The 22,249-nt window shown below is 70.1% G+C and carries 18 protein-coding genes; 10 read left to right on the top strand and 8 right to left on the bottom strand.

All coding sequences use genetic code 11. The features are described 5' to 3' along the window. The 4 genes from nuoN to BJ964_RS11750 all read left to right on the top strand — a co-directional run bounded on the left by nuoN (position 1) and on the right by BJ964_RS11750 (position 4,672). Entirely contained in the window at positions 1-1,533 is a 1,533-nt protein-coding gene (nuoN, locus tag BJ964_RS11735; RefSeq protein WP_188120704.1) for an NADH-quinone oxidoreductase subunit NuoN, read from the top strand. A 383-nt stretch (positions 1,534-1,916) separates the two neighbouring features. Then, entirely contained in the window at positions 1,917-2,876 is a 960-nt protein-coding gene (locus BJ964_RS11740; RefSeq protein WP_407650841.1) for a polyprenyl synthetase family protein, read from the top strand. A gap of 217 nt (positions 2,877-3,093) precedes the next feature. Further along, positions 3,094-3,888 (top strand): IclR family transcriptional regulator, encoded by a 795-nt coding sequence (locus tag BJ964_RS11745; protein ID WP_043522768.1) that lies wholly within the window; start codon positions 3,094-3,096, stop codon positions 3,886-3,888. Between the two features lie 127 nt (positions 3,889-4,015). Continuing rightward, complete coding sequence (locus BJ964_RS11750; protein ID WP_188120705.1) at positions 4,016-4,672, top strand: anti-sigma factor family protein; 657 nt, start codon at positions 4,016-4,018, stop codon at positions 4,670-4,672. A gap of 58 nt (positions 4,673-4,730) precedes the next feature. Here the strand turns inward: BJ964_RS11750 and rarD are convergent, their stop codons facing one another. The 3 genes from rarD to BJ964_RS11765 all read right to left on the bottom strand — a co-directional run bounded on the left by rarD (position 4,731) and on the right by BJ964_RS11765 (position 7,986). Continuing rightward, entirely contained in the window at positions 4,731-5,666 is a 936-nt protein-coding gene (gene rarD / locus BJ964_RS11755; RefSeq protein WP_188120706.1) for an EamA family transporter RarD, read from the bottom strand. A gap of 92 nt (positions 5,667-5,758) precedes the next feature. Beyond that, positions 5,759-6,136, bottom strand: coding sequence for a phage holin family protein (locus tag BJ964_RS11760; RefSeq protein WP_188120707.1), 378 nt, complete (start codon positions 6,134-6,136; stop codon positions 5,759-5,761). Between the two features lie 80 nt (positions 6,137-6,216). After that, positions 6,217-7,986: a type VII secretion protein EccE gene (locus tag BJ964_RS11765; RefSeq protein ID WP_188120708.1), complete on the bottom strand. Its 1,770-nt coding sequence runs from the start codon at positions 7,984-7,986 to the stop codon at positions 6,217-6,219. A gap of 286 nt (positions 7,987-8,272) precedes the next feature. Here BJ964_RS11765 and BJ964_RS11770 point away from each other — a divergent pair, with 286 nt between their 5' ends. From BJ964_RS11770 to BJ964_RS11785, 4 genes are all read left to right on the top strand, one after another. Then, the gene (locus BJ964_RS11770; RefSeq protein ID WP_183225896.1) at positions 8,273-8,590 is read left to right on the top strand and encodes a WXG100 family type VII secretion target; all 318 of its coding nucleotides are present in this window, start codon (positions 8,273-8,275) and stop codon (positions 8,588-8,590) included. 17 nt (positions 8,591-8,607) lie between these two features. After that, positions 8,608-8,901, top strand: coding sequence for a WXG100 family type VII secretion target (locus BJ964_RS11775; RefSeq protein WP_188120709.1), 294 nt, complete (start codon positions 8,608-8,610; stop codon positions 8,899-8,901). 238 nt (positions 8,902-9,139) lie between these two features. After that, a complete protein-coding gene (locus BJ964_RS49075) occupies positions 9,140-12,514 on the top strand; it encodes an SseB family protein (RefSeq protein ID WP_188120710.1) in 3,375 nt (1,124 codons plus the stop codon). Then, positions 12,511-12,876, top strand: coding sequence for a hypothetical protein (locus BJ964_RS11785; protein ID WP_188120711.1), 366 nt, complete (start codon positions 12,511-12,513; stop codon positions 12,874-12,876). Before BJ964_RS49075 ends, BJ964_RS11785 begins: the two co-directional genes overlap by 4 nt. Before the next feature lie 285 nt (positions 12,877-13,161). Here the strand turns inward: BJ964_RS11785 and BJ964_RS11790 are convergent, their stop codons facing one another. From BJ964_RS11790 to acs, 4 genes are all read right to left on the bottom strand, one after another. Then, the gene (locus BJ964_RS11790) at positions 13,162-14,088 is read right to left on the bottom strand and encodes an alpha/beta fold hydrolase (RefSeq protein WP_188120712.1); all 927 of its coding nucleotides are present in this window, start codon (positions 14,086-14,088) and stop codon (positions 13,162-13,164) included. 66 nt (positions 14,089-14,154) lie between these two features. After that, positions 14,155-14,622 (bottom strand): hypothetical protein, encoded by a 468-nt coding sequence (locus BJ964_RS11795; RefSeq protein ID WP_188120713.1) that lies wholly within the window; start codon positions 14,620-14,622, stop codon positions 14,155-14,157. Positions 14,623-14,741: 119 nt separating this feature from the next. After that, positions 14,742-17,093 (bottom strand): immune inhibitor A domain-containing protein, encoded by a 2,352-nt coding sequence (locus BJ964_RS11800; RefSeq protein WP_188120714.1) that lies wholly within the window; start codon positions 17,091-17,093, stop codon positions 14,742-14,744. Positions 17,094-17,380: 287 nt separating this feature from the next. Beyond that, entirely contained in the window at positions 17,381-19,366 is a 1,986-nt protein-coding gene (acs, locus tag BJ964_RS11805) for an acetate--CoA ligase (protein WP_188120715.1), read from the bottom strand. Between the two features lie 288 nt (positions 19,367-19,654). On the opposite strand from acs, the gene BJ964_RS11810 reads away from it, so the two are divergent. Together BJ964_RS11810 and BJ964_RS49080 are read left to right on the top strand one after the other, a co-directional pair. Then, complete coding sequence (locus BJ964_RS11810; protein WP_229806896.1) at positions 19,655-20,386, top strand: Fic family protein; 732 nt, start codon at positions 19,655-19,657, stop codon at positions 20,384-20,386. 21 nt (positions 20,387-20,407) lie between these two features. Then, on the top strand, positions 20,408-20,884 hold the full coding sequence (locus BJ964_RS49080) for a PH domain-containing protein (protein WP_188120717.1): 477 nt from the start codon (positions 20,408-20,410) through the stop codon (positions 20,882-20,884). Between the two features lie 420 nt (positions 20,885-21,304). Here BJ964_RS49080 and BJ964_RS11820 read toward each other — a convergent pair whose 3' ends face one another. After that, the gene (locus BJ964_RS11820; RefSeq protein ID WP_188120718.1) at positions 21,305-22,105 is read right to left on the bottom strand and encodes an HAD family hydrolase; all 801 of its coding nucleotides are present in this window, start codon (positions 22,103-22,105) and stop codon (positions 21,305-21,307) included. Between the last annotated feature and the right edge of the window lie 144 nt (positions 22,106-22,249).

The raw sequence follows: 22,249 nt of genomic DNA on the forward strand, positions 1-22,249 counted from the left end.
ATGGAATCCCTACAACTGCCCCCGATCGACTACGGGGCACTGCTGCCCATGCTGATCCTCTTCGGGGCTGCCTGTCTCGGCGTCGTCGCCGAGGTGGTGATCCCGCAGCGGGCGCGCAACGCCGTACAGCTGGGTCTGGCTCTTGTCGCCGTGGTCGCGGCCCTGGCCGCCGTGATCTGGCAGCGCGGCACCCGGACCGTCACCATCGGCGGCGCGGTCGCCGTGGACGGGCCGACCCTGTTCCTCCAGGGCTCGATCCTGGTGCTCGGTGGGGTGTCGCTGATGCTGATCGGTGAGCGCTCGATCGAGAAGGGCGGGGCGTTCGTCTCGCAGGCCGCGGTCACCGTCGGCTCGCAGAAGGACCTCCAGCAGGCCGGTGGCCGCCCCGGCGCCACCGAGGTGTACCCGCTCACCGTCTTCGCGCTCGGCGGCATGCTCCTGTTCGTCGCGGCGAACGACCTGCTCACCATGTTCGTGGCGCTGGAGGTCTTCTCTCTTCCGCTCTACCTGCTGTGCGCGCTCGCCCGGCGGCGGCGCCTGCTCAGCCAGGAGGCGGCGCTCAAGTACTTCCTGCTCGGCTCCTACGCCTCGGCGTTTTTCCTGTTCGGCGTGGCCTTCGTCTACGGCTACGCGGGCGGGATCCAGCTCGCGGTGGTGCACGAGGCGGTCGCCAACCCGCAGCGCAGCGAGGTGCTGCTCTACGTGGGCCTGGCGATGGTCGCGATCGGCCTGCTCTTCAAGGCGGCGCTGGCCCCGTTCCACGTCTGGACGCCGGACGTCTACCAGGGCGCGCCCACGCCGATCACCGCGTTCATGGCGGCCTGCACCAAGGTCGCCGCGTTCGGGGCCCTGCTGCGGATCCTCTACGTGGCGTTCGAGGGGGTGCGCTGGAGCTTCCAGCCGATCCTCGGGACGATCGCGGTGCTCACCATGTTCATCGGCGCGATCCTGGCGGTCACCCAGACCGACCTCAAGCGCCTGCTGGCCTACTCGTCGATCGCGAACGCCGGCTACCTGCTGGTGGGTGTGCTCGCGCTCAACGACGAGGGCCTCAGCGGCACGATGTTCTACCTGGTGGCGTACGGCTTCTCGGTGCTCGCGGCGTTCGCGATCATCAGCCTGGTGCGCGACGCGGACGGCGAGGCCACCCACCTGTCCCGGTGGGCCGGCATCGGCCGGAAGAGCCCGCTGCTGGCCGGTGTCTTCACCTTCATCCTGCTCACCTTCGCGGGCATCCCGCTGACCAGCGGCTTCACCAGCAAGTTCGCGGTCTTCGGGGCGGCCGTCGAGGGTGGGCAGACCTGGCTCGTCATCTTCGGCGTGATCACCAGCATGCTGCTGGCCTTCCCGTACCTGCGGGTGGTCGTGCTGATGTGGCTGTCCGAGCCGGGCGAGTCGGCACCGACCGTGTCGATCCCGGGCTTCCTCACCTCGGCGGTGCTGGGGATCGGCGTGATCGTGACGCTGGCGCTGGGTGTGGTGCCCGCGCCGCTGATCGATCTCACCCGGGAAGCGTCCGAGTTCGTGCGCTGAAAATGATCAGTACGCGAGAGCCCCGGCCGGTGGTCGGGGCTCTCGCCCTTTCTCCGGACCCACGGCGAGCGGTCTGAAAGATCCAGGACCGATTCTGGTACGGGGGGAGCTGCCACCTCCCGGATGGGATCCACACGCGGCCCACCGGCGACCTGGGCCCTCGGGAAGTGGCTCCTGGGGCGTCGTGACCGACTTCTATCGCCTGTCTACCGGGGGCGCCGTGTCGTCCGTACCCGTGCTGTCGGATTTTTGATCTTGTCGCGTGCCACCCTGGGACAGAAACCGGATGGACGGTATGGCATCGTGAAAGCGTGGTGAGCACCGGTGATCCGACCCCGCGCGAAATGGCGCTGTCATCGCTGGGCCTCGACGTCGATCCCGCGATGGACGAGTCGGTGTCGGCGACTTTGGCCGCTGTGGAGGAAGCGCTACGGGTCCACGTGACCAGCGCCGATCCGTTGGTGGCCGAGGCGGCCCGGCATCTGGCCGATGCCGGCGGCAAGCGGTTCCGGCCGCTGCTGGTCGCGTTGGGAGCACAGTTCGGCGACCCGGCGTCGCCCGAGGTCGTGGACGCGGCCAACGTGGTGGAGCTGACGCACCTCGCGACGCTGTACCACGACGACGTGATGGACGAGGCGGCCGTGCGCCGCGGTGCGTCCAGCGCGAACGCGCGCTGGGGCAACTCGGTGGCGATCCTGGTCGGCGACTACCTCTTCGCCCAGGCCGCGGATCTGGCGGCCAGCCTCGGCACCGAGGCGGTGCATCTACAGGCGCAGACGTTCGCCCGCCTGGTGCACGGGCAGATCGCCGAGACGGTGGGGCCACGCGGCACCGACCCGATCGAGCACCACCTGTTCGTCATCACCGAGAAGACGGCGTCCCTGATCGCCACGGCGGCCCGTTTCGGCGGGCTGTTCTCCGGCGCGCGGCCGGAGCATGTGGAGGCCCTCGCCGGGTACGGGCACGCCATCGGGATCGCGTTCCAGCTCTCCGACGACCTGCTGGACATCGCCAGCGAGTCCGTCCAGTCCGGTAAGACGCCCGGCACCGACCTGCGCGAGGGCATCCCGACCCTCCCGGTGCTGTACGCACTGGCCGGTGACGACACCGACGCGTCGGCGGTCCGGCTGCGCGAACTGCTGGCGGCCGGCCCGATCACCGACGACACGCTGCATGCCGAGGCGCTGGCCCTGCTGCGGGAGTCGGCGGCGCTGAAGCGGGCGCGGGAGACGGTCCGCAGCTACGCCGAGGAGGCCCGGACCCAGCTCGCTCCGCTGCCCGACGGGGCGCCGAAGCGGGCCATGGAGTCGCTCTGCGACTTCATCGCCGACCGTACCGGCTGATCTACATATTTCGCTGTTTTCGCCTCCTAGCCGGCGCCGCTTCGTTGCGGCGTCGGCTTTTTGCTGGTGGAAGCGGTTCGACGGGACGAGCTATCCGGATGCGGACAGTTCCATTGATCGCACCCACTGTGAAGATCGATCGTGATCCACACGCATTTGGCATTCCGTAGAAGCACGATTCTTCATATGGTGTAAGTCCCTGGTTTCGGAGGTAGCTGTGCGTGACCCCCTAGCGGAGCCGTCAGATCTCATCCGGAGCGTTTCGCGTGCCCTGCGCGTGCTGGAGTCGGTGGGACGAGCTCCACGAGGGCTGACCGTGAAACAGATAGCCCGCAGGTGCGAGCTGACCGTCGCGACGACGTACCACCTCGTGCGGACACTGGCCTACGAGGGCTACGTGATCCGGCGCGAGGACGGCACCTACATCGTCGGTCTCGAGATCGCTGATCGATATCGGGAGCTGGTCTCCGCCTTCCGTGGGCCGCCCGCCGTCGGTGAGGCGCTGCGGCGCGCGGCCGTCGACAGTGGATACAGCCATTATCTCGGGCGATTCGTGGGCGGGCGGATAGCCGTCACGGCGTCGGCCGAGGGCGCCCGGTCCCCGTTCATGGACGACGTGGCCCCCGGCTTCGACGAGGGCGGCCATGCCACCGCGCTCGGCAAGGCCCTCCTCGCCACGCTCACCCCCGACCAGCGGTCGCGATATCTGCGCGACTACGGGATGCGCGCCTTCACCCCGGCGACCCTCACCACACCCGAGGCGCTGGAAGCCGACCTGGCCGCCGGCGAACGGCGCGGCATGCAGATCGAGATGGGTCAGTTCCGGCAGGGCCTGGCATCCGCCGCCGTCGTCGTCGTGGCCGACCGCGACATGGAACGCCGCCTCGTCCTCGCCTGCTCCATGCCCGCCGCCGAGATGCTGACCTCGGCACGCGTGGTGCGGGCCAAGCTCACCGCCGCCGCCCGCAACGTGGCCGAAGCCCTGTCCGGAGGGGAGTCCGCAACCGCCTGAACGAGCGATAGCTCTCCGAATTCGGGCCGCCACGGCTTGAGGTGGGGGTTTAAGGCTGCGTTGAACCTTCGCGCCCGAAACCGCGTACCACAAACCGGGAACAGTGACCCGGCGGGAGGCGGTACGGATGCGATGCGAGGACGGGCACGACGACGCCGCCTATGTCCTCGGTGCGCTGTCGCCGATTGAACGGGCCGCATATGAGCGCCACCTGGCGACATGCTCGTTCTGCCGGGAAGCGGTGGCCGATCTCGCCCAGGTGCCGGACATGCTCGACCGGCTCGACGCGGAGGACTTCGCGCGCCTCCTCGACCCCGGTCTGTCGATGCCCTCCCGCCCGGCGGCACCCCGGGTGCGGGCACTTCCCCGCCGACTTCTCAGCACCGCGGTCGCGCTGGTTCTGGTGCTGATGATCGGCGGAGGGCTGGCGTTCTGGGGACTGCGGGACTCGCCCGGCGACACACCACCACCAGGGCCGGCCATCGCCATGACGCCCGTCGACGACGTCACGCCGATCACCGCCACCGTCCGGATCACCAGCACGCCCAGTGGGAGCCGGGTGGAGATGGAGTGCTCCTACAGCAAGACGGCCAAGCCCTATACGTTCCGGCTCATCGCGTACGGGCCGGACGAACAGACCGAGCAGCTCGGGTCGTGGCTGGCGCAGCCGGGGGCGGAGTTCTCGATGCCGGCGGCCACGCACTTCGCCCAGGGGAGCCTGTCACGGCTGGAACTGGTCCGGTACGACGGCAAGGTGATGCTGGCGTACGAGCCGCCTCGGTGATTCGCGGCCTTCCCCCTCGCGGCCTTCCTCCCCCTCGCGGTTTTCCCTCGCGGCGGGGTCAGCGGGCGGGCAGGGCTTCGGGGGTCGGCGTGGTTGCGGCGGCCGCGCGGTTGCGGGCCGCGGTCCGGGCGCTGCGGATGCCGTCCACGGTGAAGACGATCAGCGCGAGCCAGACCAGCCCGAACCCGGCGAGCCGGGCCGCCGGCATCGGCTCGTGGTAGATCAGCAGGCCGACGGCGAGTTGCAGGATCGGCGCCACGTACTGAAGAATGCCGAGCCCGACCAGCGGCACCCGGTTCGCCGCCGCGGCGAACAGCAGCAGCGGGACCGCGGTGGCCACCCCGGAGAGCATCATCAGCACGGTGTGGGTGCCCGACACGTGCCCGAAATGCGCGTCCCCGGACAGGTTGAGCCAGGTCAGGTACGCCAGCGCGGGCAGCGCCAGAACACCCGACTCGACGAACGCGCCCTCCGCGGGCGGTAGCGACATGCGCTTCTTGATCAGACCGTAGCAGCCGAACGAGACGGCCAGGGCGAGCGCGATGTACGGCAGCCGCCCATAGTCCAGGGTCAGGATGACCACCGCCAGCACGCCGATCCCGACGGCCACCCATTGCAGGGCCCGGAGCCGCTCCCGCATCACGGTGACGCCGAGCAGGACGACCAGCAGCGGGGTGATGAAGTAGCCGAGTGCCGTCTCCACGACCCGGGACGAGTTCACACCGTAGATGTAGGTGCCCCAGTTGACCGCGAGCAGGACCGCGGCCAGGGAGATCCCACCGAGCAGGCGGGGCGTGCGCAGCAGGCGGGACAGGAAGCGCCAGTTGCGCATCGCGGAGAGCAGCAGTGCCACGAAGACGACCGACCACAGCACCCGGTGGGCGAGGATCTCCAGCGGCGGGGCCGGGCGGAGCAGCTTGAAGTAGATGGGGAAGAAACCCCAAATCGTGTACGCCGTGAGGCCGTACAGATATCCACGCCGCTCGTCGCTCATCCCCCCACGGTAAGGGCAGGGGGATTCAGCGGTCCTTGCGTATGAACCAGGTCACGAGGCCAATCCGGCACTCGCGGCCTGGTCATTCGCGATCAGTCGTCGCCGTCCGGAACCAGCATGTTGAGGACCCAGCTCACGACACCGACCAGCAGCGCGCCGAGGATCGCGGCGATCACCCCGTCGACGTGGAAGCCCAGCTCCAGCTTGCCCGCGATCCAGCTGGTGAGCAGGAGCAGCAGACCGTTGACGAGAATCGCGACCAGGCCGAGCGTGAGAACGTAGAACCCGCAGCCGATGGTCTTGATGATCGGCCGCAGGATCGCGTTGATGAGACCGAAGATCACGGCGACGGCGAGCAGCGTGCCCGCCTTGCTCGTGGCGGTATCGGCCGTCAGTTGGATGCCGTCGATCACCAGGGTCGCGATCCACAGCGATACGGCGGTGATCACCAGCCGAATGAGGATGCCCATGGCGTGCGATGGTGCCATGTGTGATCCACTCGTGGAAACGACAACCCGGGATCTTTTCGAGATCTATGCCCGCGGGGGTGTCACCCGACGGGCTGATATCGCGCCGGTGGCCCGATCAGGGACTGCTCGATCGGAGTCTGTGACAGGGTGGCCCACCGGACCGCCCGCCGGTTCACCACGGCGATCATGTCGGCCCGCATCCGGGTGAAATACGGCGTGGTGTCACCGAGCCCGAGCGCCCCACCGAGCAGCGTCGCCTCGGCCGGGAGCAGCGGCTGGAGCACCACCACGTCGGCCTCGGTGGCGTGTGGCACGTCCGCCGTCCCGAATTCGTCCCGGAACACCAGCGTGGTCTGCCAGCCCTCCTCCCGGGACGGCTCCCGGCCGGCCGTCGTCGCGCCGGTGTCGAGGATGGTGAGCACCGGATGCCGCACCGACCCGGCCGGAGCCTCGAACGGGCTGCCGGGCGGAAGAATCGTGATCGACTCGCCGGGCACGGCCGCGCCCCGGGCGAACGGCTCCCAGTCGTGCGGCCGGGTCGTCCGGACCTGCACCCGGGCGCCGGTCGCCATGGCCCGGAACGCGAGCATCTGCGCGCCGCCCAGCCCGCCCACCAGCAGTGCCCGGGTCGGCTCCGGCCGGAACAGCTTGACCAGCACCGGGCCGCCGTGCCGGTTTCGCCCCACCATCAGCCCGGCTGGGCTGATCGGCACCTCCGGGACGCCGAAGACCGGCCCGTCCGGCGCCGGACCGCCCAGCGGCAGTGTCGCGGCCAGACCGGGCAGATGAGCGCCGTCCCACCGGCGGATCCGGATCCGCTCGGCGGCGAGCAGCGTGCGCAGCGCCCGGCTCGCGGCCTCGAGACTCGGGGCGTCCGGAGCGGCGAGCCGGACGAACAGGGCGGTCGCCGTCAGTGCCACCGTGGTGGCCGCGGCGGGCAGGTGCAGGATGCGGGTGATCAGCGCACCGGGCAGATCGCGGCCGGCCGCCGGCCGGCAGTGGAACGTCGCCTGGAGCAGCCCGCCGAGCCGCAGCCCGGCCCAGCTCTCCTGGGCGGGGCCGGGACCGCCGGAGGCGTCGGTGTTCGCCAGGTCGGCGATCGCCCGGAGGGCCGCCACCTCGCCCAGCGGGCGGGCCGCCCCGAGCCGGCGGGTCACCCGCCGGGTGATGCCGGCCAGACTGCGGTGCAGCTCCTCCTCCGACCAGCCACCGGCCCGCGAGACACGCAGTGCGAGCACCGCGCGGAGATGGCCGAGCGAGCTGCCCTCGGCGAGAGTCCGGTACGAGCTCTGTGGCGGGCCGGTGCCGGACCCCGCGGTCGGTGCCGAGACGGCGCTCAGCACCAGCTGAACCCGGACGGTCGGCTGGTCCTTGCCGGTGGCGCCGTCGCGCCCGGTGGCCTGCAGCACCGTCGCGAACGACGGGACGGGTGACGCCTCGTCGGCCGGGTCGCCGAGCTCGATCATGACGGTGAGGCCGGCGTCGTCGGCGAGCGCCGCCGCCGGCTCGCCCGGCAGATCCAGCGTCGTCGGCCGGACCCGCGGAGCCGCATAGCCCAGCAGCGCGGTGGTGCCGTCGATCGGGGCGCTCCGGCGGCGCCCGGCGAACCGGATCAGGACACCCAGCCACTGAAATGCCCACCGGCCGCGCAGACGCACCCAGGTCAGCGCCAGCAGGGCGGCCGCGGCGGCCACCGCGGGCACCATCGCGATGCCGCCGATGGCGAACCCGGACAGCAGCAGAACCGCCGCCACCTGGGTGATCACGATCTGCTCCGTGCTCGCGCCGAGCCCGCGCCGCCGGGGGCGGACCAGGGACTCGGTCACAGGGACCGCGACATCGATGCTCACGAGCCGCCCCTCTCCGTCGTCGGTCGTTCCTCCACGGTCATGCGCGGCCCATATCGTAGGGCAGCGCGAGGCCGGACCCGGGGTTCGTCCACAGGGCCGGAAACGATCACGGAGTTATCCACAGGTTCGTCACCAGGACTGCCGTCTCTCGCTCCGGGCCGCTAACGTCGTCGCCGATGTCGTTCGCGGCGGGCCCCCGGTCCAGGCCGCGACCGGCTAGCCTAGTGGCCCACGTCGATGAAGCGTTGGTCCGAATCGGATTTCTGAACGGGAGGGGTGACGTCCGATGGCGCAGACGCAAGCCGAAGCCGCGGTGATGGCGAGTACCGCCACCAAGTTCGACGACACGAACGCCGCGCTACAGAGCATGCTGAGCACGCTGATGTCCGAGTTGTCGGTTCTCAGCAGCTCCTGGAAGGGCATGGGCGCGAACGCGTTCGAGCATGTCAAGCAGCAGTACGCGACGGATCTGAACAGCCTCAACAACGCGCTCGCCGAGACCGCCGAGGCGATTCGCTCGTCCGGCACCAGTTACGACGCGGCCGACAGTGACGCCGCTTCCCGGGTCAGCCAGACCGGCGGCACGTTCACTCTGCCGCTCTGATCGATCGGAGGAATCCCATGAATGACGGTCTTCTGCTCGTCAACTTCGGCGCGCTCCAGCAGGCCGGCGCCGACATCGAGAAGGCGCTGAACACGCTGCGGTCGAACCTCGACCAGCTCGAGCGCGACGCGGGCCCGCTGGTCCAGACCTGGGAGGGTTCGGCCCAGGAGGCGTACGCGGAGCGTCAAGCCAAGTGGCGGCAGGCCTCCGAGGACCTGTCGCACATCCTGCGGCGGATCAAGGGTGCCGTGGACCACTCGTGCAACGACTACCTCGACACCGAGCGGGCGGCGACCCAGCGGTTCCAGTGAGCTGTCGGGGTCGCCCATTCGCGTAATGGTCTGCCCCGCTCTCGCGGTTACCATCGGTTATTGAATGATCGCGTCAGGTTGTCAATGAGCGCTCGTGAGGCGTGGGTGATCTCGTCCCCGGCGTGCCGATGTTGCGACCTAACTGTCAGCACACCGCCGCCCATTGTGATTGTGGCCTGACCTTGTAGGTTATACGCGTTGAGTTGGCCTCGTTGGCACGCGTGGGGAGAGGGTGGACGTGTCCGAGTGGGAACCGGCTACGGACGCCGAGGTCGCGATGCGCGATGCGTTGCGCACCGACGATCAGGAGTCCTACTTCCGCATTCTCGCCGGTGTCGACTTGTTGTTACCGGTCTCCGCCGACGTTCTGGCCGGCCTCGCGCCGTTGGGCTGGGGCACGTGGAGCACCGGCGGCCGCACCCATGTGCTGGCGTTCACGTCGAATGCGGCGTTGCGGGCCTGCCTCGCCGACTACTCCGGTTCGGCGCGGCGGGTGCCGTATGCCGAGTTGGCCAACACCTGGCCCAACCTCGAGTGGTGGCTGGCGGTCAACCCCGGCCTGCCGATCGAGGGCTACCTGCCGGCCTGGTTCGTGGCCCAGCTCGCTCGCGGTGACCTGCGGCTGCCCACCCGGGGTCCCGGGCGTGAGGCGCACACCACCTCGAAGATCCAGGAGCTCGGCGCGGCGGCGCTGGCGGCGAGCCGGACCGGGGAGAACACGGCCGGTGGGCCGACCTATGACGAGGCGCCGGCCGCGGCACCGAGCGTCCTGCCGGTGGGCGCCCCCGGCGGCGCACAGCCTCCGGTCGGGCCGGGTGGTCTCCCGCTGCGGACGCCCAGCGGGACCGCGTCCAGCGGTCTGCCGGTGCGCGCGCCGTCGGGGACGACCGCTCCGGCCATCTCCGCGGCCTACCAGTCGCCGGTCCCGCCCGCTCCCGCGGGCTACCAGCCTCCCGCTCCTCCCGCATCCACGGGCTACCAGCCTTCGGCTCCTGCCGCGTCCGCGGGTTACCCGCCTCCGGCCGCCTACGCGGCTCCGCCCGCGCCCGCGGCCTACCCGGTGCCCCCGACCTCGGGAGCACCGCAGAGCCCGGCGGGTCCGGGGTCCGTTCCGCCCGGTCTCGCGCCGGCGTCGGCGGTTCCGTCCTCCGGGATTCCGGCCGGCCGGGGTGCTTCCGGGTCGGGCATGGCCACGCCCGGGTGGGAGCGGCCCGGAATGCCGTTCAGCCCCGACGAGGACCCGCGCGGGCCACTCCAGGACCTGCGTGCGCCGCTGCCGGTGCGCACCCCGATGGCCAACACGCCGCCGGTGCCCGAGCACGTCGTCGCGCCGTATGACCCGGCTGAGGCGCAGATCAACCCGAGCTGGGCCGGGAACACCGGCGCCCGCCCGGCGAGCGGCCCACCCAGCGGCACCCTTCCGGCGAGTGCGCCGCCCGCCAGCGCCCCGCCCGCGGGTGCCCCGTTCAGCAGTGCCCCGCCCGCGGGTGCCCCGTTCGGCGGCGCGCCCTCGTCGGGTGCACCGCTCGGGGGTCCCGCTCTGCCGCGGCGACAGCCTGGGCAGTCCTCCGGCGGCGGTTCCATGTCGAGCATGGCCGGGTTCGTCCCTTCCTCGACGAATGTGAGCAACGCCGGTCGGCCGGCGCCCGCGATTCGTCCCGCTTCTCCCGCGGGTGGTCCCGCTCCGGCCTCGCCGGCGCCCGGATTCGGTCCCACTGGCTCCACGGGGCCTGTTCCGGGTTCACCCGCCCCCGATTTCGGTTCCGGGCCTGTTCCGGGTTCGCCCGCACCCGGGTTCGGTCCGGGTTCGTCCAGCGCCGGGTCTGTTTCGGGTTCGCCCGCGTCCGGGTTCGGTCCGGGAGGTTCGGGGGCCGGGTTCGGCCCGGGAGGCTCGGGCGTGGAGTTCAACCCGGCAGCCTCGGGGACCGGTCTCGGTCCGGCCGGGGCCGGCTTCGGCCCCACGGGCGCTGGGCCCGGGTTCGGCCCGGGTTCGGCCGGTGGTGGTTCCACCCCGGCCGCGGGTCCCCAGCCGGTCAGCCCGTCCGCACCGGGTCTCGGTGGCCCCGATCTCGATGGTCCGGGAGCGGGAAGCGCGGGGCCCGGTGGCCTGCCGCGCCGCCAGGTCACTCCGCCGTCCGAGCGTCCGGCCTCGATGGCCGCCGCCGCTCAGGCGCTCGGCGTGAATCGTGCTCCGGCGACCGAACCGTCCGTCCCGGCCTGGGACCGCACGGCCCCGCCGCCGTCCACGGACCGTTTCGGCCCCTCCGGGCCGCCGCCCTCGATCGCACCGGCGCCGCCCGTCGCGCCGAGCCCCGAGGAGCATCCCGCGGCCACGACGAAGACGAATCTGATTCCCCCGGTGATTCCGGGCGCCGCGGGTGCCGACCGGGCCTACTCGGCCCCGTCCGGGTCCGGGTTCGACCGGCCCGGCCAGGGTTCCGCCGTTCCGGCCGCGGCCGTCGGTTACCCGGCGACGGCGCCCAGCCCGATTGCCTACGGTCTGCCGCCGCAGGGCAGCCCGGCCTCCGCCTACGCGACGCAGGCCTTCGCGACGCAGGCGCTGTCCGTGTCGACTGCCTACACCCCGTCCGGGGCCTCCAACCTGGGTGTCGCGGGTTCGGCGACCGGGGCACGCGGGCCGGCCGCCGACGAGTTCGTCCCGGCCAACGATGTCGAGCGCGAGCTGCAGGATGCGGCGGACACCGGCAACACCGACGTCTTCCTGTCGACGCTGCTGCTCGCCAAGGTTCTGGTGCCGGTCGCCAGTAACTCCCGTCCGGGCAGCGCGCCCGGTGAGTCCGGCTTCGCCTTCCTGCCGGAGGAGGTGGAGGGCGAGCGTTATCTCATCGTCTTCACCAGCAAGGACCGGCTCTCCGAGCACTTCGGTGAGCCGACCCGTACGGTCGGGGTCCGCTTCTACGAGCTGATCCGGAACTGGCCCGATCCGGCCTGGTCGTTCGCCGTGAACCCGGGCACGCCGGTCGGGGCGAAGTACCCGGGCGCCCAGATCATCGCGCTGGCCAACTGGGCCACCGAGGCCGGTCTCGGCGCCGAGCCCGCCGAGAGCCCGGTCACCGAGACGCCGACCGGTCCGGTGCCGGCTCCGGAGCCCGCCAGCGACGAGGCGCAGCAGGCCACCGTCATGCAGAAGACGATCTCCGCCGAGCAGGTCGACTACTACCTGGACCGGGGTTACGACCGGGTGGCCGGTTTCGTGCACCGGGCTTCCGAGGTCGAGCACCTGGGCACTCCGGGGGAGTTGTTCGGCGCGCTGGGGCTGTACTACGAGGCGTCCCCGTTCCAGCCGGACGCCAAGGAGGCGTTCGTGCTGCGCTGGCCGGCGTACCGGCCGAGCCTGTACCGGATCCCGTACGGCGGGCAGAACGAGCAGGCGCTGCGTGCCATGGACGGCTGGGTGATCGAGCGTCCCCCGTTCCGCGGCAACGGGTTCGCGCCCGGTGAGGGCCGTGACGTCATCGCCGAGTTCAAGGTGGACAGTGTCCGGCTGCCGCACGGCGCACAGCTGTGGCGCATCGACACGGACGGCAACGAGCGGATGATCGCGATCTTCGACATGGACGGCCCGCTGTGGCGCCGGGTGGGTGAGCAGTGATGCGCGACGGATACGTGGTCTCCTGGCAGGGGCAGGAGTTCGACGCGGCGCCCGACGGCGACCGGGTCCGGATCTACAGCACCACCGCGCTCGACGGTTTCGAGGAGATCCGGCCGGGCCGGTTCGTCCGTGTCCTGGAGCCGGAGGAGTACGACGAGATGTCCTACGTCCGGACCCTCTGCACCTGGCGGGGTGAGCCGTTCATCGTGCTGGCCGAGGCCGACAACTGGTTGCGCCTGGAGTACACCGGTGGCCGCGCCCCGGTGGCCCGCCAGCTCGGGCTCGAGGAGTTCGACTACGGCGTCTACCAGGGCTGGGCTCCGGCCGGCGAGGTTCGCGACCGCTACGAGCACCGCGTCTGACCCGGCGCGCAGCCGAGACGCAAGAAATGGGAAGGGCTCCCCGCCTCGAAGGCGGGGAGCCCTTGTCCGTTCCGATGCCCGTGACCGGCGAGGAGAGAAAGGGGATTGGTCACCGGGCATCGGTTCGGACGGGTGGGGGCTGAGTCGTTCTGCGGGGACGGTGTGGCTACGTTGGGTGGCATGTCTGGGAGCGGTACCACCGCTTCCACGACCGTGACACTAAGCGAGACGAAGCGGACTTGACCGGTCCACTAAAGATCACTTAAGGCGAGCCTAAGGGGCTGCTCAGGATGGGGTCTTGAGCCAGCGCAGGATCTCGCCGGTGACCATGTCCGGCGTCTCCTGATGGAGGAAGTGCCCGGCCTCCGGAATCAGCCGCCACTCGTACGGAGCGGTTACGTAGCGTCCCGAACCCTGTGCGGTGCGGGGCAGCACCGCGGTGTCCAGCTCGCCGTGCAGTTGCAGGGTCGGCACACTCGACGGTCGCTGCATGAGCTTCACGAACCGGTAGCCCTGGAGTCGCAGAGCGCTGCGCGCCACCCACCGGTACGCCTCCAGCGCGCAGAACGACGCCTGCGGGATCTGCATCGCCTCCCGGCAGCGGGCCGAGTACTCCGCGAACTCCGGTGAGGCCGCGAACCGCGGGCTGGACCACTGGGTCATCAGCTCACCGACCAGGGCGGCGTCGTCACGGGTCAGCACGTGCTCGAAGCGCGGCACCTGGAAGCGCAGGACGGTCGCCGACGCGGAGAGCTGGCCCCGCGGGTCGGCGAAGAGGGCGGCCCGCAACCGCAGCGGATGCGCCGCGCCGAGCACCACGAGCCGGTTGACCAGTTTCGGGTGGAACGAGGCGGCCGCCCAGCCGATCATGCCGCCGGCGCCCGCGCCGACCACGGTTGCCGACCGTTCGCCGAGAGCCCGGATCAGGCCGGTGACGTCGGCGGCCATGGTGTAGCCGTCGTACCCCCGGGGTGGTTTGTCGCTCGCGCCGTAACCGCGCAGATCGATGGCGGCGGCCCGGAAGCCCGCGTCCGCGACGCGGGTCATGATGTCGTGCCAGGCCCACCAGAACTCGGGGAAGCCGTGCAGGAAGAGCACGAGCGGGCCGGTGCCGACCTCAGCGACGTGGAACCGGCTGCCGTTCGCGCCGACGAACCGGTGCTTCCACGGCCCTTCCGTGAGCACGCACGACTCGTCCACCCGACCGCCCATCCCGTCAGCCTATGCGCCGCTGTCACACATGATGCCGGGCAGTGCCGAAATCAAGCCACACCGTGATCATTTGATCCGTTCCACCTCGGTCATCGCCATCAGGGTGCCCGGGCCGCAGTAGATGCGCAGCATGGTGGTCTCCAGGTGCGCATTGATCCGGTCGCCCTTGGCCAGTTCGACGCCCTCGGTGGAGTAGAGCGCGTACCGCTGGCCGTCGTCGGCGATCATGCCGTAACACGGACCTTTACCCCCACGGGTGACCATTCCGGCCACCCAGCCGGTGCTCGGCTGCGGATCGGTGGGCTCCTTCGGCGGCTTCTTCGTCAACGTGATCGTCGGCAGCGGTTCCGCGGACGGCGGTGCCGCCGAGGACGGCGCTGTTGAAGACGGCGCTGCTGAAGACGGCGCTGTGGGCGCCGCGGAGGGGGAGGAGGACGCCGGCAGAGTGCCGGAGGACGGGGAGGAGGCGCAACCGGCGACGATCGCCGCGGCCATCAAAGCCAGACCGATCCGGTACGGAGGACGAGCGCGCATGACTGAATCCTTCCCGGGTAAGGCGTCGAAGGTAGGACGAATCGCCGGGGGCATCGGTTCCCGAACGTGGAACGGCGCCCGGGCCGTGTCGACCCGGGCGCCGCGTGTTGCCGTGAGAATCAGAAGACGGCGACCGTCATGGACGTGCCGACCTGGCTCAGCACCGCGATCTTGACGCCGACCGCGGGGAGCTTGACGCCGTGGTTCGGCAGCTCCTCGTAGTAGTACTTGTCCTTGTCGTTGAAGACGGGGTTGCCGGGCAGCGGCTTGACCACCGACTCCACGCCGTTGAGGTGCAGCTTCATCCCGTCGGTCGGGTAGAAGCCGAACGGCGCGTCGTACACCTGGACCCGCGACCGCCACGGAACCCCGTTCGGGTTCAGGAACGGCTTCGGGTGGGCGTCGACATAGAGGTTGCGGCCCACACCGGGGTGCTCGTTGGTGTTGTTGTCCACCTGCGAGGTGTCCCAGTACGAGATGAGCAGGCCCTGCTGGTAGTTGTAGTGCTCCACCCAGTCCGGCTTCGTGTTGAGGAAGCCGAAGTTGTACGGCCCGGTCGCCAGGTACTTGTCGTACGACGTGTAGCTGCGGTAACCGGCGATGTAGTAGTTCGGGTAGCTCTGGGTGACGGAGGCGCCCACGATCGTGAAGCCGCCGAGCGTCCAGGTCGAGGTGGCCTCGGCCCCCTCGGTGCTGATCACGGCACCGTCGGCGGTGACGGTCAGCTCGTCGCCGAAGAAGCCACCCTCCGAGACGCCACCGTCGGTCACGTACCGCAGCCGGAAGTCGAACTTCTTGCCGGCGTACGCGTCCAGCGGAACGGTGACGTCGACCCAGGCGTCCTTGGTCGTGCCGCTGATCGCCGGAGCACCCGCGCCGTCCTTGATGAAGGGCGCGCCCGCGGCCGTACCGTCGAGCTTCGTCCAGGTCGCGCCGCCGTCGGTGGAGGCCTCGGCGTAGAGGTAGTCGTAGTCCAGCTCGATCGCGTAGCGGCCCTTGACGTTGAAGCTCGCGGTCGTCTTGCCGGTCAGGTCGATCGGCGTGGACAGCGAGACGTTCAGGTCGTCGGCGTTGCCGGAGAAGAACTGCTTGGACCCGGCGTACGGAGCCCCGAGGTTGGTGGTGACCGGCTTGTCCGGCAGGTTCACCACGATGGCCTGCTTCTTCTTGGTGTTGTACTCCTCCGGGCCCAGGTTGACGACCTTCTTGGCGCCGGCCTTGACGGTCTCGTAGTTGAGCCAGCCCAGCTGGAGCTTGTTCCACGCGCCGAGATCGCCGGGGCGGGTGCCGATGCCCTGGTCGTTCTTGGCGTTGAGACGGCTCTGCGCCATCAGCGTCCAGTGCTCGCTGTTGTTGTCGCCGCGCCCGCTGGTGTCGTAGTCGTCCGGCAGACCGAGGTCGTGCGTGTACTCGTGGACGAAGACGCTCAGGCCGCCGTTCTCCGGCTGGATGGTGTAGTCACCGACCCACAGGCCACTCGTGCCGACCTGGGTGCCACCCAGCTTGTTGAAGTCCGGGCCGGTCACCCCGGCGCTGCTGGAGTAGGCGTACCAGCGGTGGCTCCAGACCGCGTCCTCACCCTGGGACGGGTCACCGTCGGCCTGGTCGCCGCCGGAGTGGACGATCTGGAAGTGGTCCAGGTAGCCGTCGGACTCGTTGAAGTTGCCGTCGCCGTCGAAGTCGTACCGGTCGTAGACGTCGTATTCCTTGAGCGCGGCGTTGATCTCGGCCTCGGTCTTGCCGGCCGCCTTCTGGTCCGCGTACCACTGGTTCACGCCGTCCCGGACCAGCGCCCACACGTTGGTGCAGTTGCTGCTCTCGCAGACGGCCGGGTCGTCGCCGTTGGCGTCGATCGGGTTGTCGTTGGACCGGCCGTAGCGGGCCTCGTTGTAGGGCACCTTGACCCAGTCGGAGACCTGTCCGTCGACGCTGTAGCGGCCGGACGACTGGCTCTCGAAGTAGGTCTTGACCGACTCGACGTCCTTGCCGGTGCCGAAGTACAGCTTCCGGAAGTAGTCCGGCGCGTAGTCCGCCTGCCAGACCGTGGAGTTGTCCACCGACCGGTCCGGAGCCGGGATGGCGTTGTGCAGCGGGCCCTCGAAGGTCGACGGGCCGGCGTACTGCGTCGTCGTGTCCTGGTCCGGGTACGACGGGTGCCGCGTGTTGCCGAACTCGGTCAGGATCACGAAGATCTTGTCGGTCTGTTCACGGCCCAGTTCCACGTACTGGTTCTTGCCGGGGTGACCGAAGCCCCCGTTGCCGTAGGTCCGGCCCAGATTGACGACCTTGCTGCCGTTGCGGGTCTCGACCTTGGCCTCACCGCTGATCACCTCGGAGACCGCCTGCTCGCGCAATGCGCGGCGCTTCTCCTCAAGGGGGTTGGGCAGATCATCGACCGGGGCCGCCTCGCCGGCCGCTGACGAGGGAACTGGATCCGAGGGGGGTGCCGCTGCGACCATCGTCGGTGCCATCGCCCCGACACTGGTCACGACCACGGCGCCAAGCAGCCCTGCGACCACCTTGCGCACTACGTTTACCTCCGTTTTCGATGCCGGGCTCCGGGTGTGGAGCTCGGCGTGAAACGGTCCCGGGGTTCGGGACTCAGGTGAACGTATGCAAACAAGCCGATGTTCGGGGAACTGGAAGCATATTGATGACCAACGGTTATCCAGTATGACCTTGCCATACTGTCAATACCGGCATAAAAGACAGAAAGGCTGGCAGCGCGATATGCGCTACCAGCCTTTGTGGACTGTCGTCAGTCCTCCGACTTGGCTGACTGAAGACCCGAGGAGATCAGGTCCATGACGGCCGAGTCCTGGAGCGTGGTCACGTCGCCGAGCGACCGGTTCTCCGCCACGTCCCGCAGCAGCCGCCGCATGATCTTGCCGGAGCGGGTCTTCGGAAGCTCCGGAACCAGCATGATCTGACGCGGCTTGGCGATCGGGCCGAGCGTCTTGGCCACGTGGTCGCGCAGGTCCTTGATCAGGGCCTCGCCGGCCTCGCCCGCGGTGTCGACGTTGCCGCGCGGGATGGTGAACGCGACGATCGCCTGCCCGGTCGTCGCGTCGGCCGCGCCGACCACCGCGGCCTCGGCCACCGCCGGGTGCGACACCAGCGCCGACTCCACCTCGGTGGTGGAGATGTTGTGCCCGGACACCAGCATGACGTCGTCGACCCGGCCGAGCAGCCAGAGCGCGCCGTCCTCGTCCTTCTTCGCGCCGTCACCGGCGAAGTAGATCCACTCGTCGCCGTTGCCCGCACCGGCGCCGAAACGGGACCAGTACGTGTCCAGGAACCGCTGGTCGTCGCCCCAGATCGTGCGCAGCATCGACGGCCACGGGTCACGCAGCACCAGGAAGCCGCCGCCACCGTCCGGCACCGACCGAGCCTCGTCGTCGACCACGTCGGCGCTGATGCCCGGCAGAGCGGTCATCGCCGAACCCGGCTTCGCGGCGGTCACCCCGGGCAGCGGGGAGATCATGATGGCGCCGGTCTCGGTCTGCCACCAGGTGTCCACGATCGGGGTGCGCTCCCGGCCCACGTGCTGCCGGTACCAGATCCACGCCTCCGGGTTGATCGGCTCGCCCACGCTGCCGAGGACCCGCAGGGACGACAGGTCGTACTTGGCGGGGATGTCGTCGCCCCACTTCATCATGGTGCGGATCAGCGTCGGCGCGGTGTAGAGGATCGACACCTTGTACTTGTCGACGATCTGCCAGAACCGGCCGCGGTCCGGGGTGTCCGGCGTGCCCTCGTACATCACCTGGGTCGCGCCGTTGGAGAGCGGGCCGTAGACGATGTACGAGTGCCCGGTCACCCAGCCGATGTCGGCGGTGCACCAGTAGACGTCGGTCTCCGGCTTCAGGTCGAAGACCGCATGATGCGTGTACGACGCCTGGGTCAGGTAACCGCCGGTGGTGTGCAGGATGCCCTTCGGCTTACCGGTGGTGCCCGAGGTGTAGAGGATGAAGAGCGGGTGCTCCGCGTCGAACGACTGCGCCTTGTGCTCCGGGCTGGCCTGCTCGACCGTCTCGTGCCACCACTTGTCCTTGTCCGTCCAGGCGACCTCCTCGCCGGTCCGGCGGACCACCAGCACGTGCTCGATACGGTCGGTCCGGGCCACCGCCTCGTCCACGGTCGGCTTGAGCGCGGACGGCTTGCCACGGCGGTAACCACCGTCGGCGGTGATCACGACCTTGGCGTCGGCGTCCTCGATCCGGGTGGCCAGCGCGTCCACCGAGAAGCCGCCGAACACCACACTGTGGGTGGCGCCGATCCGGGCGCAGGCCAGCATCGCGACCGCGGCCTCCGGGATCATCGGCAGGTAGATCATCACCCGGTCGCCGGCGGTCACACCGAGGCCGGTGAGCGTGTTGGCCGCCTGGCTGACCAGCCTCTGGAGGTCGGCGTAGGTGACCGTGCGGGTGTCGCCGGGCTCGCCCTCCCAGTGGATCGCGACCTTGTCGCCGTTGCCGGCCTCGACGTGCCGGTCCACGCAGTTGTAGGCGATGTTCAGCTCACCGCCGACGAACCACTTGGCGAACGGCGGGTTCGACCAGTCCAGGATCTGGTCCCACGGCTTCGTCCACGCGAGCCGCCCGGCCTGCTCGGCCCAGAAGGCCAGCCGGTCGGCGGCGGCCACCTCGTACGCGTCGGCCTTGACGTTCGCGTTCGCCGCGAGGTCGGCGGGCGGCGGGAACTGCCGCGTCTCCGAGGACAGGTTCTCCAGTGTCTCGCTCATGCCGCCACCTCCGCTTCGCTCCGGTGTCGACATGAGTTGAAGACTGAGCTCGATGATTCGCTCGCAAGCTCGCTCATTAGGGCGGCTCCTCTGCCGTGACCGGGGTCTCTCTCGTTGCACACTAGTTGTGCCGGAGGATCCCGCGAAGTTTTGCGCCGCAGCCCGCGCCCGATGGTGTCGTGCGCGCGCTGACTGGCGGATTGATGCTCGCTACTGCGCGAATCTTGCCATTTCCAAGCTTGTTTGTGCACCCCGTGTTTCCGTCGTTTTACCGGTTACCGTGTTCAGGTGGATCCACTAGCACCCCTGCTCGACCTCGCCGACGTGGCGCCCGCCTTCGCGGGCGCGCGGGACGCCGTCGACGCCGCCCACCGCCATCGCGCCCTGCGCAAGCACGGCGGCCAGGTCGCCGCGGAGGCCAGCCTGCGCGCCGCGGTCGCCAGCGCCGCCCTCGACGGCAGCCGCTTCGACCTCGAAGAGGTGCGCGGCGGCACCGTCACCGATCCGGTCGTGCAGGGCGCGCTCCGGGTCGCCGAGGCGCTGCCCGGCCTGGTCGACCTCTGGCCCCGCGCGCCCCGCCAGGTGCTGGCCAAGCTGCACGTGCTCGCCGCCCGAGGCGTCGTCCACGACCACGACCTCGGCCGGCTCACCTCCGGCGCCGAGCGGATCGACGCGCTCGCCGGGCTGGTCGCCGGGAACGAGACCACCCCGCCCATGCTGCTCGCCGCCGTCGTGCACGCCGAACTGGTCACCCTGCGCCCGTTCGCCGGGCCGGCCGGCGTCGTGGCCCGGGCCGCCGCCCGCCTCACCCTGATCGGCCGGGGCTTCGACCCCCGCGGTCTGGTCACGGTCGAGGTGGGTCACCTTTCCCGAGAGCCGGAGTACGTGGGATCCGCCGGCGCCTACGCCACCGGCACCACCGACGGGGTGCGGTCCTGGCTGCGCCACTACGCCGCGGCGATCACGGCCGGGGCCGAGGAGATCGCCGTCATCGGAGACGGTGTGCTGGCCGCGGTCTGACCGGGCGGCATACTTTCCTGCGTGGGTTCGCACTGGGTCCGCCCGTACTCGCCGGGCAACGGCCGCTGGCTCGTCATCGTCTGGGAGGCCGTCGCTCTCGCGCTGCTCACCTGGGCCTCGATCCGCCAGTTCGACCTGATCGGGCACGGGGTGCGGGCGGTCGCCTGCACCCTGGCCGCGGTCTGGGTGATCGGCGCCTGGCGGATCCTGCGGCACGGCGTCTACGTGAGCAGCGACGGCGTGCTCATCCGCGGCCTGCTGCGCTCGCGGAGCCTCCGGTGGCACGACATCGCCGGCGTGCACCTGCACCAGTCCATCCACAAGCTCGGGCGGTGGGAGCTGCAGAACGACACCACCGTGCTGATCGAACGGCACGACGGCGCCACCGTGAACACCGAACTGTGGGCGCAGGGCGTCGACTTCCACTCCCGGCCGAAACTCTTCCGCGCCGTCTACCAGGAGATCCGCAACCGGCACCGGGCCGCGGCCGAGAACTGACCCGTAAGACATGGAGGAGCCGGCGTCCCTCGCGGGGGCGCCGGCTTCGCGCGTCCGGACCGGGTTATCAAGCGTGCACCTGAGTCGTTGTCGACGGTCCTGGCGCTCTTTCGAGCGGAGGTCCCGCCGCAACGTGCCTGCCGTGGCTGATCGCGCGTGGGTTCCCGGTGGCCGTGCACGGTGCCCGACGTTTCCGGGCCCGCGAGTCATTTCTACGCCGCCCTCCGCTTGATCACCAGATTTCGCCCGAAAAGAGGCCCCTAAGACGAATGCTCAGACCGATCCTCACCCCACCCGACCCGGTGGCCCGTGCGGCACCACCCACTCACGCCGGCGGGCGCGTTGCGGCCTGTAGCGGCAGGAGGTCGCGGGTCTTCTACGGCGGGTTCGGGTAGCCCGTACGAGATAGGGGTTTGATTTTTACGCGACGGCGGAGCGGGTGCGGCGATGGCGGCCGTAGAGGGCGAAGCCGATCGCGACGCCGACGCCGACGCCCAAGGCCGCGGCGACCGGCACGGCCGGGCGGTCACGCAGGCGCTTTCCCAGGGGTACGGGGTTGCGGAACTCCATGATCGGCCAGGACCGGAGCGCGGCCACCCGGCGCAGGGCGCGGTCGGGGTTGACCACGCTGGGAAGACCGACCGCCTCGAGAAGCGGGAGGTCACTGCTCGAATCCGAATAGGCGTAGCACCGGGTCAGGTCGTAGCCCCGCTCCTCGGCCAGCCGCTTGACGCCGACGACCTTGGCCGATCCGGCCGAGTAGAACTCGACGGCCCCGCTGTACCGCCCGTCGACGATGGCCATGCGGGTGGCGATCACGTCGGTGATGCCGAGCAGCGCGCCGATCGGGCGGACCATCTCGTCGCCGGACGCGGAGACCAGCACGACATCGCGGCCGGCCGCCTGGTGCTCGGCGATCAGCGCGGCCGCCTCGGCATAGACATAGGGGTTGATGAGATCGTTGAGCGTCTCCGCGACGATCTGCTGCACCTGCTCGACCCGCCAGCCCTTGCAGAGGGCCGCCATGTAGTCGCGGGTGCGGGCCATCGACTGCTCGTCGGTGCCCCCGCCGAGCCGGAACATCAGCTGCGCATAGGCGGTTTTCACCACGTCACGGCGGCTGATCAGCCCATCACGATAGAACGGCCGTCCGAAAGCCAGCGCACTGGACTTCGCGATGACGGTCTTGTCGAGGTCGAAAAACGCGGCGCTGAGGCCCACGGGCCGAAAGTGTAGCCGCAACATGCTCGAAACGACTGCCCCGAACGCGGGACGCGCCTGTTCGTGACGCGCTGTGAGAACGGTCAGACGGGCAGGAGACGTTGCAGGGGCCACATTCGGTACTCGACGGGGAACCCGGTCCTG

The sequence above is a fragment of the Actinoplanes lobatus genome, assembly GCF_014205215.1.
Taxonomy (GTDB): Bacteria; Actinomycetota; Actinomycetes; order Mycobacteriales; family Micromonosporaceae; genus Actinoplanes; species Actinoplanes lobatus.

Excerpts from the sequence above, each read along its gene's own strand:
- nuoN (WP_188120704.1), top strand. The coding sequence starts at position 1 with ATGGAATCCCTACAACTGCCCCCGATCGACTACGGGGCACTGCTGCCC.
- BJ964_RS11740 (WP_407650841.1), top strand. The coding sequence starts at position 1,917 with ATGGACGAGTCGGTGTCGGCGACTTTGGCCGCTGTGGAGGAAGCGCTA.
- BJ964_RS11750 (WP_188120705.1), top strand. The coding sequence starts at position 4,016 with ATGCGATGCGAGGACGGGCACGACGACGCCGCCTATGTCCTCGGTGCG.
- rarD (WP_188120706.1), bottom strand. The coding sequence starts at position 5,666 with ATGAGCGACGAGCGGCGTGGATATCTGTACGGCCTCACGGCGTACACG.
- BJ964_RS11760 (WP_188120707.1), bottom strand. The coding sequence starts at position 6,136 with ATGGGCATCCTCATTCGGCTGGTGATCACCGCCGTATCGCTGTGGATC.
- BJ964_RS11770 (WP_183225896.1), top strand. The coding sequence starts at position 8,273 with ATGGCGCAGACGCAAGCCGAAGCCGCGGTGATGGCGAGTACCGCCACC.
- BJ964_RS11775 (WP_188120709.1), top strand. The coding sequence starts at position 8,608 with ATGAATGACGGTCTTCTGCTCGTCAACTTCGGCGCGCTCCAGCAGGCC.
- BJ964_RS11790 (WP_188120712.1), bottom strand. The coding sequence starts at position 14,088 with ATGGGCGGTCGGGTGGACGAGTCGTGCGTGCTCACGGAAGGGCCGTGG.
- BJ964_RS11795 (WP_188120713.1), bottom strand. The coding sequence starts at position 14,622 with ATGCGCGCTCGTCCTCCGTACCGGATCGGTCTGGCTTTGATGGCCGCG.
- BJ964_RS11800 (WP_188120714.1), bottom strand. The coding sequence starts at position 17,093 with ATGGCACCGACGATGGTCGCAGCGGCACCCCCCTCGGATCCAGTTCCC.
- acs (WP_188120715.1), bottom strand. The coding sequence starts at position 19,366 with ATGAGCGAGACACTGGAGAACCTGTCCTCGGAGACGCGGCAGTTCCCG.